This is a genomic window from Paraburkholderia sp. J94, from assembly GCF_905220285.1.
In the GTDB taxonomy this organism is placed as follows: domain Bacteria; phylum Pseudomonadota; class Gammaproteobacteria; order Burkholderiales; family Burkholderiaceae; genus Paraburkholderia; species Paraburkholderia tropica_A.
Genome location: NZ_CAJMZH010000009.1, coordinates 226570 through 244407, shown reverse-complemented (window position 1 = coordinate 244407; position 17838 = coordinate 226570). Strand labels below are relative to the sequence as shown.

General features: G+C 65.8%; 18 protein-coding genes. 9 read left to right on the top strand and 9 right to left on the bottom strand.

The window, feature by feature from the left end; all coding sequences use genetic code 11:
• Positions 1-121: 121 nt before the first annotated feature.
• From pcaF to cyoA, 5 genes are all read right to left on the bottom strand, one after another.
• Positions 122-1324, bottom strand: coding sequence for a 3-oxoadipyl-CoA thiolase (gene pcaF, locus U4Y88_RS21075; protein WP_310630894.1), 1203 nt, complete (start codon positions 1322-1324; stop codon positions 122-124).
• 315 nt (positions 1325-1639) lie between these two features.
• Positions 1640-1957, bottom strand: coding sequence for a cytochrome o ubiquinol oxidase subunit IV (gene cyoD / locus U4Y88_RS21070; RefSeq protein ID WP_321786106.1), 318 nt, complete (start codon positions 1955-1957; stop codon positions 1640-1642).
• Entirely contained in the window at positions 1958-2569 is a 612-nt protein-coding gene (cyoC, locus tag U4Y88_RS21065) for a cytochrome o ubiquinol oxidase subunit III (protein WP_224013604.1), read from the bottom strand.
• A gap of 3 nt (positions 2570-2572) precedes the next feature.
• Positions 2573-4576 carry a cytochrome o ubiquinol oxidase subunit I gene (gene cyoB / locus U4Y88_RS21060; RefSeq protein WP_310630895.1) on the bottom strand — a complete coding sequence of 668 codons (2004 nt, stop codon included), beginning with the start codon at positions 4574-4576 and terminating at the stop codon, positions 2573-2575.
• A 6-nt stretch (positions 4577-4582) separates the two neighbouring features.
• A complete protein-coding gene (gene cyoA, locus U4Y88_RS21055) occupies positions 4583-5476 on the bottom strand; it encodes a ubiquinol oxidase subunit II (protein WP_224013606.1) in 894 nt (297 codons plus the stop codon).
• A 614-nt stretch (positions 5477-6090) separates the two neighbouring features.
• Between cyoA and U4Y88_RS21050 the strand changes: the two genes are divergently transcribed.
• The gene (locus U4Y88_RS21050; RefSeq protein WP_224013607.1) at positions 6091-6915 is read left to right on the top strand and encodes an IclR family transcriptional regulator; all 825 of its coding nucleotides are present in this window, start codon (positions 6091-6093) and stop codon (positions 6913-6915) included.
• A gap of 65 nt (positions 6916-6980) precedes the next feature.
• Here the strand turns inward: U4Y88_RS21050 and U4Y88_RS21045 are convergent, their stop codons facing one another.
• The 4 genes from U4Y88_RS21045 to phnF form a co-directional block, all read right to left on the bottom strand.
• Positions 6981-7874 carry a LysR family transcriptional regulator gene (locus U4Y88_RS21045; protein ID WP_224013608.1) on the bottom strand — a complete coding sequence of 298 codons (894 nt, stop codon included), beginning with the start codon at positions 7872-7874 and terminating at the stop codon, positions 6981-6983.
• A gap of 136 nt (positions 7875-8010) precedes the next feature.
• Complete coding sequence (phnN, locus tag U4Y88_RS21040; RefSeq protein ID WP_321786104.1) at positions 8011-8592, bottom strand: phosphonate metabolism protein/1,5-bisphosphokinase (PRPP-forming) PhnN; 582 nt, start codon at positions 8590-8592, stop codon at positions 8011-8013.
• The gene (locus U4Y88_RS21035; protein ID WP_321786102.1) at positions 8589-9344 is read right to left on the bottom strand and encodes a DUF1045 domain-containing protein; all 756 of its coding nucleotides are present in this window, start codon (positions 9342-9344) and stop codon (positions 8589-8591) included. Before U4Y88_RS21035 ends, phnN begins: the two co-directional genes overlap by 4 nt.
• Positions 9341-10096 carry a phosphonate metabolism transcriptional regulator PhnF gene (gene phnF, locus U4Y88_RS21030; protein ID WP_321786100.1) on the bottom strand — a complete coding sequence of 252 codons (756 nt, stop codon included), beginning with the start codon at positions 10094-10096 and terminating at the stop codon, positions 9341-9343. The genes U4Y88_RS21035 and phnF overlap by 4 nt, the downstream gene beginning before the upstream one ends.
• 257 nt (positions 10097-10353) lie before the next feature.
• On the opposite strand from phnF, the gene phnG reads away from it, so the two are divergent.
• The 8 genes from phnG (at position 10354) to U4Y88_RS20990 (ending at position 17671) form a co-directional block, all read left to right on the top strand.
• Positions 10354-10851 carry a phosphonate C-P lyase system protein PhnG gene (gene phnG, locus U4Y88_RS21025; RefSeq protein WP_321786098.1) on the top strand — a complete coding sequence of 166 codons (498 nt, stop codon included), beginning with the start codon at positions 10354-10356 and terminating at the stop codon, positions 10849-10851.
• Positions 10848-11522 (top strand): phosphonate C-P lyase system protein PhnH, encoded by a 675-nt coding sequence (gene phnH / locus U4Y88_RS21020; protein WP_321786096.1) that lies wholly within the window; start codon positions 10848-10850, stop codon positions 11520-11522. Before phnG ends, phnH begins: the two co-directional genes overlap by 4 nt.
• Entirely contained in the window at positions 11522-12616 is a 1095-nt protein-coding gene (locus U4Y88_RS21015; RefSeq protein ID WP_321786094.1) for a carbon-phosphorus lyase complex subunit PhnI, read from the top strand. Before phnH ends, U4Y88_RS21015 begins: the two co-directional genes overlap by 1 nt.
• Positions 12613-13533, top strand: a complete 921-nt coding sequence (locus tag U4Y88_RS21010; protein ID WP_321786092.1) for an alpha-D-ribose 1-methylphosphonate 5-phosphate C-P-lyase PhnJ — start codon at positions 12613-12615, stop codon at positions 13531-13533. Before U4Y88_RS21015 ends, U4Y88_RS21010 begins: the two co-directional genes overlap by 4 nt.
• The gene (gene phnK, locus U4Y88_RS21005) at positions 13530-14300 is read left to right on the top strand and encodes a phosphonate C-P lyase system protein PhnK (RefSeq protein ID WP_224013616.1); all 771 of its coding nucleotides are present in this window, start codon (positions 13530-13532) and stop codon (positions 14298-14300) included. Before U4Y88_RS21010 ends, phnK begins: the two co-directional genes overlap by 4 nt.
• 13 nt (positions 14301-14313) lie before the next feature.
• On the top strand, positions 14314-15087 hold the full coding sequence (phnL, locus tag U4Y88_RS21000; RefSeq protein WP_321786090.1) for a phosphonate C-P lyase system protein PhnL: 774 nt from the start codon (positions 14314-14316) through the stop codon (positions 15085-15087).
• Between the two features lie 117 nt (positions 15088-15204).
• A complete protein-coding gene (locus U4Y88_RS20995) occupies positions 15205-16338 on the top strand; it encodes an alpha-D-ribose 1-methylphosphonate 5-triphosphate diphosphatase (protein WP_321786088.1) in 1134 nt (377 codons plus the stop codon).
• Positions 16339-16903: 565 nt separating this feature from the next.
• The gene (locus U4Y88_RS20990; protein WP_321786086.1) at positions 16904-17671 is read left to right on the top strand and encodes an ABC transporter substrate-binding protein; all 768 of its coding nucleotides are present in this window, start codon (positions 16904-16906) and stop codon (positions 17669-17671) included.
• The last annotated feature ends 167 nt before the right edge of the window (positions 17672-17838 follow it).

The window sequence follows — 17838 nt, the reverse complement described above, 5'->3', positions numbered from 1 at the left end:
AATTGGACTTCGCGCAAATCAGCGGAGATTCGGGACGAAAAAAAACCGCGAACCCGAAGGTCCGCGGTTTCGCGCAATCGATGCGGCATGTTTCAAAACATCGCCGCGTGAAGCCTTGGGCTTAGATGCGCTCGATCGCGATAGCGATGCCCTGGCCGACGCCGATACACATCGTGCACAGCGCGAACCGGCCGTTGGTGCGATGCAGTTGATACATCGCCGTGGTCACCAGACGCGCGCCGCTCATGCCGAGCGGGTGGCCCAGCGCGATCGCGCCGCCGTTCGGATTGACGCGTGCGTCGTCGTCGGCCACGCCGAGCATGCGCAGCACAGCGAGACCTTGCGAAGCGAACGCTTCATTGAGCTCGATCACGTCGAACTGATCGATCGTCATGTTCAGACGCGCGAGCAGCTTTTGCGTGGCCGGGCCCGGGCCGATGCCCATCACGCGCGGCGCGACGCCCGCGGTGGCGATGCCGAGCACGCGTGCGCGCGGCGTGAGGCCGAAGCGCTTGGCGTTTTCTTCGTTGGCGAGCAGCAGCGCGCAGGCGCCGTCGTTCACGCCCGACGCGTTGCCGGCCGTGACCGAGCCGTCCTGGCCCACGACGCCCTTGAGCTTCGCGAGCGCTTCGAGCGTGGTTTCACGCGGATGCTCGTCGCGCGAGAACACGAGCGGATCGCCCTTCTTCTGCGCGATCGACACCGAGACGATTTCCTGCGCGAGCGTGCCGTCGGCGATGGCGCGCGCGGCCTTCAACTGGCTGCGCAGCGCGAAGGCGTCTTGATCGGCGCGGCTGATGTTGTAGTCGACCGCGACGTTTTCCGCCGTTTCCGGCATCGAATCGACGCCGTATTGCTGCTTCATCAGCTTGTTGACGAAGCGCCAGCCGATGGTCGTGTCGTAGATGGCGGCGTCGCGCGCGAACGCGGTCGCGGCCTTGCCCATGACGAACGGCGCGCGGCTCATGCTTTCCACGCCGCCCGCGATCATCAGACCCGCTTCGCCCGACTTGAGCGCGCGCGCGGCGATGCCGACGGCGTCCATGCCCGAGCCACAGAGACGGTTGACGGTCGAGCCCGGCACGGCCTGCGGCAGGCCCGCCAGCAGCGACGACATGCGCGCGACGTTGCGGTTGTCTTCGCCGGCCTGGTTCGCGCAGCCGTAGATCACGTCGTCGATCGCGGCCCAGTCCACTTCCTTGTTGCGCTCCATGAGCGCCTTGAGGGGCACGGCGCCGAGGTCGTCGGCACGAACCGGGGAAAGGGTGCCCGCGTAGCGGCCGATAGGCGTGCGAATCGCGTCGCAGATGAATGCTTCCGTCATTGAAGTCTCCTGTGGACCCTGGTGCGAGCGTGGCGGCTCGACCCGAATCTCATGCAAAGCTGATTGAGATAGACGGACTGCGCGGGCGAAAAGGAGGGATCGAACGCGCACGTCCTCGTGCGTGATGTTCGATATGCGAACTCATGGTCGATAATCGAACATTTGGCGCCCATGATAGGCGTCGCGGCGCGCGAGTGTCAAGCGTGCCAGCCGTCCATAAAGCGCAGACAAAACGGCAACGGCCGCACAGATCAAGGAACTGTGCGGCCGTTGCGGGTAGTGCCTGCGCGCCAGGCAGGACGCGCGCGATGCGGCTTAGCGCGACATCATGTTCATGCTGACGTTATGCATGACCCAGATCGTGCCGAAGATCAGGAACGCAGCGGCTAGCACAGTATAGGCGAGCGACAGTACGTTCCAGCCCTGCCCCGACGAGTTCAGATGCAGGAAGAACACGAGGTGGACAACGACCTGCACGAAGGCCAGCACGGCGATCACGATCAGCGCGGTGGTGGCGTCCAGCGTACCGTGCAGCACGATGCCGAACGCGGCGGCGGTCAGCAGCACCGAGAGAATGAAGCCCGTTGCATAGGTGCTGAGGCTGCCATGGGCTTCTGCTTGAGGATGAGCCATTTAGAGCACGCTCCCGAGATAGACAAAAGAAAACACGCAGATCCAGACCACGTCCAGGAAGTGCCAGAACAGGCTGAGGCACGTGAGGCGGCGGATCGCCTGGTCGTCGAGTTGCGGCTGGCGCATGACCTGCACCATCAGCACGATCATCCAGACGAGGCCGAAGAACACGTGCAGACCGTGCGTGCTCACCAGCGCGAAGAACGACGAGAGGAACGCGCTGCGCTGCGGACCCGCGCCTTCGGCGATCAGGTGCGAGAACTCGTTGAGTTCCAGCCCGAGGAACGCCAGGCCGAGCACGAAGGTCACGGCCAGCCAGCCGAGCACCGCGCCGGTCTTGCGGCGGTGCGCCGCGAGCATTGCGAAACCGTAGGTGATGCTCGACAGCAGCAGTGCGGCGGTTTCCACCGCGACGTCGCCGATCTTGAACAGGTCCTTGCCCGTGGGGCCGCCCGCGAACTGATGGCCGAGTACGCCGAACGTGGCGAACAGCGACGCGAACAGAATGCAGTCGGTCATCAGGTACACCCAGAAGCCGAACACCGAATTCGACGGCGGATGATCGTGATGATCGAGATCGGCGAGCGTTGCCGTATGAGTTTTCTGTAACATCGTTTAAGCCTCCAGCGCTTCCATTTCGCGCTCGGCGGCAACCGCCGCGCGATGGCGCTTCTCTTCGATCTCGCGGACCTTGGCGGCCGGAATGTAGTAGCCGTCGTGCTTGCCGAAGCTATGCAGCGCAACCGTCACGACGATGGCGACCAGCGAGAGCACCGCGAGCCACGTGATGTGCCAGATGCCCGCGAAGCCCAGCACCAGGCTGAACATGCCGATCAGGAAACCCGACGCCGTGTTCGACGGCATATGGATGTCCTGGTACTTCGCCGCGAGACCCAGGCCACGGCCCGTTTCCTTCATGTGCGCGAAGGCGTCGATGTCATGCACCTGCGGGATGACCGCGAAGTTGTAGACCGGCGGCGGCGACGAGATCGACCATTCGAGCGTGCGCGCGTCCCACGGATCGCCCGTGACGTCCTGGCATTCCGCCTTGTTGCGGTTCACGAACGCCATCACCCACAGCACCACCTGGAACACCACGCCCAGCGCGATGATGGCCACGCCCACGGCGGCCAGCAGGAACCACGGATGCCATGCCGGATTGTCGTAGTGGTTCAGACGGCGCGTGGCGCCCATGAAGCCGAGCACGTACAGCGGCACGAAGGCCACGTAGAAACCCACGAACCAGCACCAGAACGACGCCTTGCCGAGCTTCTCGTTCGGCTTGATGCCGAATACCTTCGGGAACCAGTAGTGCAAGGCCGCGAGGTAGCCGAACACCACGCCGCCGATGATGGCGTTGTGGAAGTGAGCCACGAGGAACAGCGAGTTGTGCAGCACGAAGTCCGCACCCGGGATCGCCATCATCACGCCGGTCATGCCACCGATCGAGAAGGTGACCATGAAGCCGATCGTCCACAGCACGGGTGCCGTGAATTCGATGCGGCCGCGATACATCGTGAACAGCCAGTTGAAGATCTTCACGCCAGTGGGGATCGCGATGATCATGGTCATGATGCCGAAGAACGCATTGACGTCGGCGCCCGAGCCCATCGTGAAGAAGTGGTGCGCCCACACGAGGAACGCGAGAATCATGATGACGCACGAGGCGTAGACCATCGTCTTGTAGCCGAACAGCGGCTTCTTCGAGAACGTGGCCATGACTTCCGAATAGATGCCGAACGCGGGCAGCACGAGGATGTACACCTCGGGGTGGCCCCACGCCCAGATCAGGTTCAGATACACCATCGGGTTGCCGCCGCCGTCATTCGTGAAGAAGTGCGTACCGACGTAACGGTCGAGGCCGAGCAGCGCGAGCGCGATCGTGAGGATCGGGAACGTGGCCATGATCAGCACGTTCGAGCAGAGCGCGGTCCACGTGAACACCGGCATCTTCATCAGGCTCATGCCCGGCGCGCGCATCTTGATGATCGTGACGAAGAAGTTGATCGCCGTGATCAGCGTGCCGACGCCCGACAACTGCAGCGCCCAGATGTAATAGTCGACCCCGACGCCTGGACTGTATTGCAGCTCCGAAAGCGGCGGATACGCGAGCCAGCCCACCTGCGCGAATTCACCGATCACGAGCGACAGGTTCATGAGGATCGCGGCGATTGCCGTCATCCAGAACGAGAGCGAATTCAGGAACGGGAACGCCACGTCGCGCGCGCCGATCTGCAGCGGCACCACGATGTTGAACAGGCCGACCATGAGCGCCATCGCCATGAAGAAGATCATGATGACGCCGTGCGCCGTGAAGATCTGGTCGTAGTGGTGCGGCGGCAGATAGCCGGGCGCGTCGAACGCCAGCGCCTGCTGGATACGCATCATGACCGCGTCGGCGAAGCCGCGCACGAGCATGAGCACCGCGACGACCATGTACATCACGCCGATGCGCTTGTGGTCCACGCTCGTGAACCACTCGTTCCACAGGTACTTCCACTTGCCCGTCACGGTGATGAGGCCGAACACCGCGAGCACGATCAGCGCCATGAACGCGGCCGCGCCCATGATGATCGGCTGATCGAATGGAATCGCCTCTAATGTAAGTTTGCCGAACATGCCTGCTTACCCCTTGGTCGCGCACGACGGGTCACTGAAATTCGTGACGTGGCCGTTGTTGTACTTCGCGATGATGTTGTTGAAGAGCTTCGGGTCGACCGTCGAGAAGTACGCCACCGGCGCCTTCTCCTGCGGCTGCGCGACGCTCACGTACTGGTCCATGGTGAGGTCGGCGCGCGACGCCTTGACCTTCTGGACCCACGCGTCGAAGTCCTGCTGGCTCGTGGCGAGCGTGCGGAACTTCATGTCGGAGAAGCCCTTGCCGCTATAGTTGGACGAGATGCCCGCGTAGTCGCCCGCGTGGTCGGCGATCAGGTGCAGACGCGTCTGCATGCCGGCCATGGCGTAGACCTGGGTGCCCAGCTGCGGGATGAAGAACGAGTTCATCACCGAATCCGACGTGATGCGGAAGTTCACCGGCGTGCCGACCGGGACGGCGAGCTGGTTGACCGTGGCGATGCCGAGGTCCGGGTAGATGAACAGCCACTTCCAGTCGAGCGCGACGACGTCGACGTTGATGGGCTTCGTGTTCGACTCCAGCGGCTTGTAGGGGTCGAGTTCGTGCGTGGTCTTCCACGTGAGGACCGCGAGGAACAGGATGATGATGGCCGGAATGGTCCAGACCACCACTTCGATCGCGGTGGAGTGCGCCCACTTGGGTGCATAGGTGGCGTTGCGGTTCGACGCTCGATAGCGCCAGGCGAAGTAGAGCGTGAGCAGGATCACGGGCACCACGACGAGCAGCATGGTCCATGTTGCCGTGGCGATGAGTTCTTTCTCGGCTACGCCCACGCTGCCCTTGGGATCGAGCAGAACCATGTTGCCGCTACATCCCGCGAGGGAGACGAGCAGCCCGCTGCCGAGGGGGATTAACCACCTTTTGAAGGCCTTTCTCTTCATAATTGCCTGATTTTCCGTTGAACCACTTTGGACGCTTCACGCACTCGCATTGCAATAAAACCGCTCTGCAAAATGCACCCGTATCGTATTTGGCGAAATTCTACGGAAAGGAACTATTCAAAAATTTGATCAGCGCCAAGGTTTACCGAATGCGACAAATCTCGCCCGGCCAAGCGCGACGGAAAGACGCAAATATCTTTCAAACAGCTTTCTTGCTTGACAGGCGGCGCGTGCGCAGGCATCGCTTCTCGAGCGGCGCGGATAAACGGCGTGGCAAAGCCGCGCTTTTCGAGACGCGTCGGCCTCGTCTCGAATACGGAAAATTCGACCGATAAACGGACGCGATTTTATTTACCCGAGTTAATCACTCCAGCATTCAATCGTCCGATTAAAAATTCGTCGCAATATCGCATCGAGAAAATATCGTCAATGTGATTATGCGAGGTGAAAATTGAGCTAAATCAAATCTACGGATAAAATGTGAGGACGAAACCCGTGATCGCGCCGCATCCGCTCAGCTTTTCCCTATGCCGGTTGGCGAAACAATGCGCTTGCGCTATCGTGACGGGTTCCTCACGCGCCGCCTCCCGCCCTTGATCCGACGCCAAGACGCCATGACTTCCGCCACCAGCGCCTCGCCCGACCGTCCCGACGAGCAGCCGGACACGCCCGAAAAGCCGGGCGACTCCTACGTGCAGTCGTTCGCGCGTGGCCTTTCCGTGATCCGGGCGTTCAACGCCGAGCACCCCGAGCAGACGCTCACCGACGTCGCGGCCGCCACCGGCCTCACGCGCGCCGGCGCGCGCCGCATCCTGCTCACGCTGCAAACGCTCGGCTACGTCGAGGCCGACGGCCGCCTGTTCCGGCTCACGCCCAAGATTCTCGACCTCGGCTTCGCCTATCTCACGTCGATGCCGTTCTGGAATCTGGCCGAGCCGGTCATGGAAGAACTCTCGGCCACGGTCCACGAAAGCTGCTCGGCGGCCGTGCTCGACCGCACCGAGATCGTCTACGTGCTGCGCGTGCCCACGCACAAGATCATGACGATCAACCTCTCGATCGGCAGCCGCCTGCCCGCGTATTGCACGTCGATGGGCCGCGTGCTGCTGGCCGCGCTCGACGACGACGCGCTCGACGCCACGCTCGGCGCCTCGCCGCTCTACGCGCACACGCCGCGCACCGTCACCGACAAGGACGAGCTCAAGAAGATCATCGCCCAGGTGCGCGCGCAGGGCTGGGCCATCGTCGATCAGGAACTGGAAGGCGGGCTGATTTCGATTTCGGCGCCCATCCGCAACCGCCAGGGCCGCGTGATCGCCGCGATGAACATCAGCGGCAACGCCCAGCGCACCAGCGCGAAGCAGATGGTCAAGACCTTCCTCGATCCGCTTCAGCAGGCCGCGCAGCGCGTCTCCGGCATGGTGTCGCGGCGCACTTGAAACGCACCTGACGAGCCGCTGAGGCGCGCGCCGCCTCGCGGCGGCATCAGCGCCTCGCTTCAACCTCACCCCGCCTCGGCGAACGCCTGCACGAGCCAGTCGGCGAACGCGCGCACGCGCAGCGCCAGTTGCCGGCTCTGCGGATACAGCACCGAGACCGGCATCGGCGGCGGCGGCTGGTCCGCCAGCACGACGCACAACTCGCCGTTGGCCAGTTGCTCGCGCACGCGATAGCGCGGCACCTGCACGAGTCCCAGTCCCGCGACGGCGCCCGCCGTATACAGTTCCGCGCCGTTCACCGCCACCGGTCCCGGCAGCGTGACGTTGCGCACGCCGTCGGGCAGCGCGAATTCGAGCGGATGCGCGCGGCCCGAAGCCGGCGAGAGATAGTTGACGGCGTGATGGCCGTCGAGCAGCGCGTCGATCGTCGCCGGATCGCCGTGACGTTCAAGGTATGCGGGACTCGCGCACGTCACCTGTTCGAGCAGCGCGACGCGCCGCGCGATCATCGACGAATCGGCCAGTTCGCCCGCGCGCAGCACGCAGTCGATGCCCTCGCGCACCAGATCGACGAAATGATCGCCCGAGCCGATGAACAGCTCCACGCGCGGATAACGTTCGAGAAACTGCCCGAGGCGCGGCATCACGAAGTAACGCGCGAGCGTCTCCTGCATGTTCACGCGCAAGCGGCCTTGCGGGTCGGTGTCGCGGAACGCTTCCTCGGTTTCTTCCAGGTCGGCGAGCAGGCGCGTGCAGCGCTGATAGTAGGCTTCGCCGTCGTGCGTGGGCTTCACGTGGCGCGTGGTGCGTTCGAGCAGGCGCACCCCGAGACGGGTCTCCAGACGTTTGATCGAATTCGTGACGGTGGCGCGCGGCAAGTTCAGATCTTCGGCCGCCTGCGTGAAGCTGCGGCGATCGACGATGCGCGTAAAGATCTGCATCTCCTGGAAACGGTCCAAGGGCGTTCTCGTTTTGGTTTGCGCATGATTCGCGGGGTCGCCTGCATCTTCTCATGCCATATTGGGGCGGCCAAAAATAACGCGCACGGCAACAAGAACCCACACAGCCCACGGGCCGATCCCGGCTCCAGGCGGCTTAGTCCATCGCTACCCGCTGCACGGCGCGCACGAACGCGATGCCGGCCTCGTCGAGGCGGCCAGAATTGTCGATGCGCGTGAACGACGCGCCCGCGGGCACCTCGAACGGCGCGCGCCGCGCCAGCCGCGCGGCGACCTGCTCGGGCGTCTCCCGCGCGCGCGAGGCGAGCCGCGCGGCGAGCACGTGCGGCGCGGCTTCCACGTGCACGAGCGTCATGCGCGGATAACGCGCGAGCGCGTCGTTCACGTAGGCGCGCGAGCCGTTCACGACCACCGTGCAGCCGAGCGCCAGCCACTGATCGATTTCCACGCCGATGCCGTAACGCAGCGCGTGGCTGCGCCATTGCAGCGCGAACAGGCCGCGCGTCGAGCGCGCTTCGAATTCGGCGTCGGTCAGCGCGATGTGATTCTCCGGGCCGCCGTCCTCGCGCGTGATGTAGCGATGCGCGAACACCACGCCTTCGCTCGCGAGCCGCGCGCGCGCATAGCCGAGCAGCGTGTCCTTGCCCGCGCCCGACGGCCCCATCACGTAGATCAGGCGCGTGGCGGTGAGAGGTGTCGTGCTGGTAGCGGAGGTCATTCGCGCACTCCCGCCGCAAACGCCGCGCGCCGCCAGAGCGCGAACGGCGCGCCCGGACGCGGCTCCACGTAAAGCGCCACGCCGTGCACCGGCAGCGCGCCCGCGTCGCGCATCCGCGTATTCCAGGCCTGCGTGAGTTGCGCGCGCGCGGCGCTGTCGTCGAGTGAATCGGAGAGCGTCATGTGAAAGCGGAATTCGTCGAACACATACGGATAGCCCCAAGTCTCGACGTACTCGCGCTGACGTGGCGTGAGCGGCGCGTCGAGACGCTTCGCGAGTTCGGCGGCGGTCTGCGTGGCGCGCAGCGGCGCGAGCGTGCGCAGCGCGTCGGCGGCCAGTTCGCGCAGCGCACGCTCGCCCGTTTCCTCGGCGGCGCGCAGCGCGACGAAGCGCCCGAGCGTGGCCGCCTCGGCCGCCACTTCGAAGCCCGCGCGCCGCGCGGCCCACGTCTGCACGGCGGCGCACAGCGCTTCGGGCGTCACGCCCGCAGCCAGACGAAACGGCGGCACCAGGGTGCCGTGCCAGCCGTAGCGGCTCGGTGCGAGCGTCAGCGCGCCGAGCGGCCGCGCGAGCCCGTCGATGGCGGGCGGCGTCAGCGTCGCGCCGCTTTCGGGATCGCGCCCGAGCCACGCGCAGCCTTCGCGCCACCAGGCCGACTCGCGCGGCGGCGCGTAATAGAGCGCGAAACGCGTCGCGCCGGTCCAGCCTTCCTCCGCGAGATTCGCGGCCCGCAACGCCTGCGCCGGACTCATAGGTCGTGCTCCACCATCAGTTGCACGCGGTCGGCCGCGAAATGCGTGATGCCGTATTTGATCGGCGTACCGTCGATATCGACGTCGACGTTTTCGACCCACAGCACCGGCTGCTGGCGATTGATGTTCAGCCGACGCGCCACTTCGGGCTCGGGCAGCACGCTGCCGATGCGGCTCCACTTGCGCAGATAGTCGGTCACGCCGAATTCGGCGAGCGCCTTCGAAGTGCTGTCCACGCGCTCCATCACGGCGGGCAGATCGGCGAAACGCGCGGCCGGATACCAGCTGCGCGCGTAAGTGAGCGGCACGCCGTCCGACTCGTGCAGCGTTTCCAGCCGATAGACCAGCGCGCCCGCGCGCAAACCGAGCGCCTTGGCCGCCGTGGGATCGGCCTTCACGCGCGACGAGGCGAGCAGCCGCCCCACCGCCGAATGCTGATGACGTTGCAGGTTTTCCGTGAAGCGCGTGCGCTTGCCGATGCTGTAGTCGATCGCGCCGGGCTGCACGAAGGTGCCGCGCCCCTGCTCGACGCTCACGAGACCGAGCGCGGCGAGGCCCAGCATCGCGCGCCGCACCGTATGGCGGTTCACGTCGAAGCGCCGCGCCAGTTCGCCCTCGCTCGGCAGGCGGCCGTCCTCGCCGAAACCCTTCGCCGCGATCTCCGCCGCGAGAATCTGCTCGATCTGCCGCCACACCGCCACGCCCGCGCCGCGTTCGAGCGTGCTGTGCGTCGCCTCGTCGTTCGATGTCATGGTGCTGTCATTCCTCTGGTTTTCAATATCGTTTTGCGCATTGTAGTGCGCAAGGCGTGATGGAAATATGAAACGCCCCGTCCGCCGTGTTCGGTCGACTGTACCATTAAACGTCTAGACGTCTGGATGAATAGATGCTCAAATGTCTAGCCCGGGTCCGCCAGAAACGCGGCAGAAAAGTGGCGCCAGATTTCCCGCAGTCGTTGTCATTCGCAGTGGTCTGAAATGATCCTCCCGTTCTCGACACAGGAACTCCGATGAACGCATCTTCCGCCCCGCCCACCGCCGCCGGCTCCGACGCCCGGCGCGCCTGGATGGCGGTCCTCGCCCGCACGTCGCGCGCCGAGCTTGAAACGGCGCTCGTCAGCGTCCTCGGCGGCGCCCCGGCGCCCTCCTACGACTGGCTGCGGCCGCCCCAGACGGGTCTCGCGATGGTGCGCGGACGCGTCGGCGGCACCGGCAACGCCTTCAACCTCGGCGAAGCTACGGTCACGCGCGCCACGCTGCGGCTGCGCGCGCCCGAAGGCGAAGCCGCCACGGTCGGCGTCGCCTGCCATCTGGGCCGCGACAAGCGCCGCGCCGAACTGGCCGCGCTCGCCGACGCGCTCCTGCAACAGCCCGCCCGCCACGCGCAACTGCACGCCGAATTGATCGCCCCGCTCGCGCAACGCCTCGCGGCACAGCGCGCCGAGCGCCGCGACGAGGCGGCCAGCACCAAGGTCGAGTTCTTCACGATGGTTCGAGGCGACGCATGAACGACGCTCAGATGCCCACCCACACGCCCACACACGCGATGCTGGAAGCGCTCGCGCCCGGTTTCGCCGATCCGGTCCACGACACGCAAACGGTGTTCCGCACGCTGCTCGATGCGCTCGCGCGTCCGGGCACGATCGGCGTGATCGAAACGCCGCTGCCCGCCGCCGCTTCAGCGACGCAATCGACGCAATCGGAGCAAAAACAACAGCAAGACCGCGCGGGCCTCGCGGCCTTCGCGGCCCTGCTCGCGCTCGCCGATTACGCCACGCCGGTCTGGCTCGCGCAGCCCGACGCCGCGCTCGCCGCCGCGCTGCGCTTTCATGCCGACGCGCCGCTCGCCGCCACCCCGCACGAAGCCGCGTTCGCCTACGTGCACGCCGCCGCCGCGCTGCCGCCGCTCGACGCGTTCGCGAGCGGCACGCCCGAGTCGCCGGAGCAGTCGGCCACCGTGTTCGTGCGCGTCGACTCGCTGACCGAAGGCGCGCCGCTCACGCTGCGCGGCCCCGGCATCGCATCGACGCAGACCATCGCGCCCGTTGGACTGCCCGCGCGTTTCTGGCAGGAACGCGCCGCGCTCGCGCCGCTCTTTCCGTGCGGCATCGACTTCTATTTCGTGTGCGGCGACCGCCTCATGGGCCTGCCGCGCACGACTCGCGTGGAGATGAACTGATGTACGTCGCCGTCAAAGGAGGAGAGCGCGCGATCGAAGCGTCGTGGCGTCTGCTCGACAAGGCACGCCGTGGCGACACGGACGTGCCCGAACTCAGCGTCGCGCAGATCCGCGAACAGATGCGCCTTGCCGTGGCGCGCGTGATGGCCGAAGGCTCGGTCTACGACGAGGAACTCGCGGCGCTCGCGATCAAGCAGGCTGCGGGCGATCTCGTCGAAGCGATCTTTCTGCTGCGCGCGTATCGCACGACGCTGCCGCGTTTCGGCTATACGCTGCCCGTGGAAACGGAAAACATGGTGGTGGAGCGCCGTATTTCCGCGACCTTCAAGGACGTGCCCGGCGGTCAGGTGCTCGGCGCGACTTACGATTACACGCAGCGTCTGCTCGATTTCGCGCTGCTCGCGGAAGGCGATAACGATACGGATACCGAATCAATCGCCTCGGCACTTCCGCCACAGGAAACCGAACCGATGCCGCGCGTCGTCACGCTGCTGAACAAAGAAGGCTTGATCGAGCAGGAAACCGTCTCGCCGGACGCCGCCGAACCGGGCGACCTCTCGCGCGAGCCGCTATCGTTTCCCGCCGACCGCTCGGTGCGCCTGCAAAACCTCGCGCGCGGCGACGAAGGCTTCCTGCTCGCGATGGGCTACGCCACGCAGCGCGGCTACGCGCATTCGCATCCGTTCGCGGGCGAGATCCGCTTCGGCTCGGTGGCCGTGGAGATGGTGCTGGACGAGTTGGGCGAAGCGGTCGAGATCGGCGAAATCGACTTGACCGAGTGCCAGATGATCAACCAGTTCGCGGGCAGCAAGGACGTGCCGCCCGCGTTCACGCAGGGCTACGGCCTCACGTTCGGCCACGCGGAGCGCAAGGCCATGGCGATGGCGCTGGTCGACCGCGCGCTGCGTGCGGAAGAACTCGGCGAGACGCTCGCCTCGCCCACCCAGGACATCGAATTCATGCTCTCGCACAGCGACAACGTGGAAGCCTCGGGTTTCGTGCAGCATCTGAAACTGCCGCATTACGTGGACTTCCAGTCAGAACTCGAACTCGTGCGCCGCCTGCGCGCGCAGCATGAAGGAGACGCCGCATGAACGCGCCCGACACCTTCGACACGTCGCTCGCCTCGCACGAAACGCAGGCCGCCGACGGCTACAACTTCGCCTATCTCGACGAGCAGACCAAGCGCATGATCCGCCGCGCGCTGCTCAAGGCCGTGGCGGTGCCCGGCTACCAGGTGCCGTTCGCCTCGCGCGAAATGCCGCTACCGTATGGCTGGGGCACGGGCGGCATTCAGGTGACGGCGGCGATCATCGGCGCGAACGACACGCTCAAGGTCATCGATCAAGGTTCCGACGATACGACCAATGCCGTGAACATCCGCCGCTTTTTCGCGCGCACGACGGGCGTGGCGACCACGCGCCGCACAAGCGAAGCGACCATCGTGCAGACGCGCCATCGCATTCCCGAAACGCCGCTCACCGAGAAGCAGATTCTCGTCTATCAGGTGCCGATGCCCGAGCCGCTGTACCGGCTGGAGCCGCGCGTGGCCGAGTGCAAGAAGCTGCACGCGCTCGCCGACTACGGGCTCATCAGCGTGAAGCTCTACGAGGACATCGTGCAGCACGGCAGCATCGCCACCACCTACGACTATCCGGTGACGGTGAACGGCCGCTATCTGGCCTCGCCTTCGCCGATCCCGAAGTTCGACAATCCGAAGCTGCACATGAACGCCGCGCTGCAGTTGTTCGGCGCGGGCCGCGAGCGCCGCATCTATGCGATTCCGCCTTATACGCCGGTGAAATCGCTCGATTTCGACGATCACCCGTTCGAGGTGCAGCGCTGGGAACACGCGTGCGCGCTGTGCGGTTCGCGCGAGAGTTTCCTCGACGAAATGATCGTCGACGATGCGGGCCAGCGCATGTTCGTCTGCTCGGACAGCGATTATTGCCACGATCGCCGTGAACATCAGGATACCGAACAGTTCAATCAACCGGGAGACCACGCATGACGCCGCTACTCAGCGCCCGCCAGCTCACGAAGCAGTTCGGCGGCAAGAACGGCTGCCGCGACGTGAGCTTCGACCTGTATCCCGGCGAAGTGCTCTGCATCGTCGGCGAATCGGGCTCGGGCAAGACCACGCTGCTCAACACGCTCGCGCTGCGCACGCCCGCCGATTCCGGCGCGTTGAGCTACGTGAACGCGAACGGCGAAACGCTCGATCTGCGCACGCTCTCCGAGCCGCGCCGACGCCTGCTCGCGCGCACCGAATGGGGCTTCGTGCAGCAGAATCCGCGCGACGGACTGCGCGCGGGCGTCTCGGCGGGCGCGAATATCGGCGAGCCGCTGATGGCCGTGGGCGCGCGTCATTACGGGCAGATCCGCCACACCGCGCAGCAATGGATGTCGCGTGTAGAACTCGACGCCACGCGCATCGACGAACTGCCTTCGGCGTTTTCGGGCGGCATGCAGCAGCGCCTGCAAATCGCGCGCAATCTCGTGACCGGTCCGCGCCTCGTCTTCATGGACGAACCCACGGCGGGCCTCGACGTCTCCGTGCAGGCGCGCCTGCTCGACCTGCTGCGCACGCTCACGACCACGCTGCATCTTTCGGTGCTGATCGTCACGCACGACATCGGCGTGGCGCGCCTGCTCGCGCATCGTCTGATGGTGATGCAAGGCGGCACGGTGGTCGAATCGGGCCTGACCGATCAGGTGCTCGACGACCCGCAGCATCCCTATACGCAGACGCTGGTGGCCTCGGTGCTGCCGGTCTAGGATGGTGAACACGATGACACTCAATCCCTCATCCGCGCGCGCGTTCGCCGAGCGCCCCGCGCTCATGCTGCGCGCCGAAGACGTGCGCAAGACCTTCACGCTGCATGGTCAGGGCGGTATCGGCATCGAGGCGCTCGCGGGCGTCTCGCTCGATGTCGAGCGCGGCGAATGCGTCGTGCTCGTCGGTCCCTCGGGCGCGGGCAAGAGCACGTTTTTGCGCTGCCTGTACGGCAACTATCTCGCGAGCGGCGGCGCCATCGCGATCCGCGACGACGCGCTGCCGCATCAGCATCTGGAAATCACGGGCGCGGAGCCGCACGACGTGCTGCGTCTGCGCCGCAACGTGGTGGGCTACGTGAGCCAGTTTCTGCGCGTGATTCCGCGCGTGAGCACGCTCGATATCGTGGCCGCGCCGCTGGTGGCGCGCAGCGTCGATGAAGACGAAGCGCGCGAGCGCGCCGCGCAGTTGCTCGCGCGCCTGAACGTGCCGCAGCGTTTGTGGCCGCTCGCGCCGGCGACGTTTTCGGGCGGCGAGCAGCAGCGCGTGAACATCGCGCGCGGCCTGATCGCGCAGCATCGCGTGCTATTGCTCGACGAGCCCACGGCGTCGCTCGATGCGGAAAACCGCGCCGTGGTCGCGCAACTGATCGTCGAGGCGCGCGAGCGCGGCGCGGCGATCGTCGGCGTGTTCCATGACGAGGACACGCGCGAGCGCGTCGCCACGCGCGTGCTGACGCTCGCCGCGCCGCGCGCGCCTGCCGCCGTGGAAGCGCAGGCTGCCGCATAACGGACCACGCGAAGAAACTGCAACGTGTCACGCGCGGCATGCACACTAGAGGCATGGAACCGGCTTTGATCCGCGCGCGCCACAACCTGATGACGACCTGATTTCTGGAGCCCGACGATGTTGATCACCAACGCTCGCATCGTGACGCGAGACGACGTATTCACCGGCACGCTGCGCGTGGAAGACGGCATGATCCGCGAGCTGTCGCGCGGCACGACCGCCGCGTCCGAAGCCGAGGACTGGGAAGGCGACTTCCTGCTGCCCGGCCTCGTCGAACTGCACACCGACAACCTCGAAAAACACCTCGCGCCGCGTCCCGGCGTGCACTGGAACATCGACGCCGCGTTCGTGATCCACGACGCGCAGATCGCCGCCGCCGGCATCACCACGGTGTTCGATGCGCTCGCCATCGGCACGCGCCTTTCGGTGGGCGTGCGCGGCCGTGACGTGCAGCTCGCGAGCGCCGCCGCGCTCTCGCGCTTCACCGAACGCAAGCTGCTGCGCGCCGATCACTTCCTGCATCTGCGCTGCGAGATCGCCACCGAGGACGTGATCGAACTATTCGACACGCTCAGCGTGCACCCGCTGCTGCGCCTCGCCTCGGTGATGGACCACACGCCGGGCCAGCGCCAATGGCACGACCGCGCGCAGTGGCGCCGCTATCAGGAGCGCCACGGCAAATGGACCGACGAGCACGCCGACAACCTGCTCGCCGAAATGGCCACCGAGCAGGAGCGTTACGCCGATGCGCACCGCCGCGAGATCGTCGAGCGCTGCCGCGCGCGCCACATCCCGCTCGCGAGCCACGACGACACGCTGGTCGAGCACGTCGAACAAGCGGCCGAAGAAGGCATCGTGCTGGCCGAATTCCCGACCACGCGCCTCGCCGCCGAAGCCTCGAAGCAGCGCGGCATCGCCACCATCATGGGCGCGCCGAACGTGGTGCGCGGCGGCTCGCATTCGGGCAATGTGTCGGCGCTGGAGCTGGCGCAGGCGGATCTGCTCGACATCCTCTCGTCGGACTATGTGCCGTCGAGCCTGCTGACCGCTGCGTTCGACCTCGTCACCAAGGCCGACTGGACGCTGCCGCGCGCGGTCGCCACCGTGTCGTGGGAGCCCGCGCGCAAGGCCGGCCTGCACGACCGCGGCGCGATCGAACCGGGCCTGCGCGCCGACTTCGTGCGCGTGACCATGCTCGACTCGCTGCCGGTGCCGCGCGCAACGTGGCGCGCGGGTCAGCGCGTGGTTTAAGCATGTGATTCAAGCGCGCGGTTTAAACACGGGGTTTAAGCGCGTGGTGAACCTGCGCTGAACGTGCTTCAAGCACGCTCATGCACGCATCGGCGGCATTGCTGCAATGCGATATCGGCGCGCCCTGGCTTGCTGCGAAGCCAACGGCGCGCCGTCGAAAACCAACGGCGCGCTCTCGTTTCGTTTTCAACTTCCCTTCAAGTTCCGCGCGCCGCGCCACATCGGTGCTTGCGCAGTCATCCGACTGTTGCGGCAGAGCATCGCAATCGCGCTCGCGCGCCTCTCCCGCGAGCCTGCATCGATACGCCGCACGCCTTGTCCAGCAAGGCTTTGCGGCCGACGTCCGCGATCCGCGAACAGGCGCTAGAGCGTTGCCTCTCCCGCCATCCGGTATTTCACTAGCGACGCAGCAATTTTGACCGGGTAAGCTTTGCGGCGCCGCTCGCAACACGCCCGACGTGAATTGCGAGGCCACCACAGTTCCTGCGCGAGCCGCGCCGGAACACAGCGCGGCGGCGGCACGACCGCACGCTGCGCGTCCTGAACCATACGAGGAGTACACATAGTGAAGAAACTGCTTGCCACCCTGTCGGTTGCCCTGCTGGCCGTCTCGGCCAACGTCGCCCAGGCGAAGGACTGGACCACCATGCGCTTCGGCGTCGACGCGAGCTACGCGCCGTTCGAATCGAAAGCACCCGATGGCAAGCTGGTCGGTTTCGACATCGATCTCGGCAACGAAATCTGCAAGCGCATGAACGCGAAGTGCGTGTGGGTCGAGCAGGATTTCGACGGCATGATTCCGGGCCTGAAGGCGAAGAAGTTCGACGGCGTGCTCTCGTCGATGACCATCACCCCGCAACGTCAGGAACAGATCGCGTTCTCGGCCAAGCTGTTCAACACGCCGACGCGCCTCGTCGCCAAGAAGGGCACGAGCTTCCAGCCGACGGCTGACTCGCTCAAGGGCAAGTCGGTGGGCGTCGAGCAAGGCACGATCCAGGAAACCTACGCGAAGGAAAACTGGGCGCCGAAGGGCGTGAACGTGGTGCCTTACCAGAACCAGGACCAGGTCTACGCCGACCTGATCTCGGGCCGTCTGGACGCCGCGCTGCAAGACGAAGTGCAGGCCGACATCGGCTTCCTGAAGACCCCGCGCGGCGCGGGCTTCCAGTTCGCGGGCAAGGAAATCCCGACGGGCGCGGCGGCCATCGGCCTGCGCAAGGAAGACACCGACCTGAAGGCGAAGATCGACAAGGCCATCGCCGACATGATCAAGGACGGCACGTACAAGAAGATCGAAGCCAAGTACTTCGACTTCGACGTGTACGGCGGCTAAGCCTCGCAGCGTCTGCTTCGCGACCGCCACCGCGCGGTCCGCGAACGGTAAAAGCCCAGACCCCGGTCTGGGCTTTTTGCTTTGGGGCGCGCCGCCGCCGCGATTCTGCCGCTTGCGCAGATCGGCTAAGATCATGGGCACCGGTCCGCCAGCGGACCGACAACCTA